The organism is Nitratidesulfovibrio oxamicus (genome assembly GCF_015731765.1).
GTDB classification, from domain to species: domain Bacteria; phylum Desulfobacterota; class Desulfovibrionia; order Desulfovibrionales; family Desulfovibrionaceae; genus Cupidesulfovibrio; species Cupidesulfovibrio oxamicus.
Genome location: NZ_VRYY01000663.1, coordinates 1 through 909, shown reverse-complemented (window position 1 = coordinate 909; position 909 = coordinate 1). Strand labels below are relative to the sequence as shown.

Annotated in this window: 1 pseudogene; it reads left to right on the top strand. The window is 70.5% G+C overall.

The window, feature by feature from the left end:
* A pseudogene (locus FVW20_RS16990) lies at positions 1–879 on the top strand (PEP/pyruvate-binding domain-containing protein); the annotation flags it as partial.
* Positions 880–909 lie beyond the last annotated feature (30 nt).

The following is a 909-nucleotide window of genomic DNA, read 5'->3' as shown; positions in this document are numbered from 1 at the left end:
CGCACCCGGCGCAGGGCGGCGGCAGCGGTCCGCGAGCGTCACGGCGGCATGCGCAGGCTGGCGCGGGCCATGCAGCACATCGCCAGGCTGAACCTGACGGACCCGGCGTCCAGCGACTTTGCGGCGGAAAACTGCCGGTCCATGCACGACCTGGTGCGCTTTGCCCACGAACGCGGCGTGGCCGAGATGTTCTCGCTCGTGGGGCGCGGCGGGCGCGGCCTTGGCGGCGCCAAGAAGCTGCGCACCGACGTGCCCATGATCATGTACGTGCTGAACATCGAGGACGGGCTGTTCCCCACCGCGGCGGGCAAGGAAGAGATCGGCCCCGACGACTTCCGCTCCACGCCCATGTGGGCGCTGTGGTTCGGCCTGTCCGCCGCGCGCGAACTGTGGGTCAACATGCCCCCGGCGGCGGACTGGAACGAACTGGACCGCATCAGCGCGGGCATCTTCCGGCGCGATGCCCCGCAACTGGCCAGCTACGCGGTCATCTCCGCCCACTACGCGCACCTGATGATGCGCTTCGGGTACCATTTCGCGCTGGTGGACACCCTGTGCTCGCCCGAAGACCGCACCAACTACATCCAGTTCCGCTTCAAGGGCGGCGGCGCGGCGGCGGAAGGGCGCGAACTGCGCATCCGCGTGCTGGAACGGGTGCTGGCACGACAGGGTTTTGCCGTGAAAACGCGCGGCGATCTGCTGGACGCCCGGCACGGCCCGGACGCCGAGGCGGTGATCCAGAAGCGGCTGGCCATGCTGGGCATGCTGCTGGCCGAAACGCGCCTGCTGGACGTGCGCCTGGGCGATGCCGACGAGGCCGAGGCCATGGCCGACGACTTCCTGTCCCGGCTGGACACGGCTGGCGAGGGAGCGCCATGAGCGGGGCGAACGCGGCACCGCCGGCAAGCC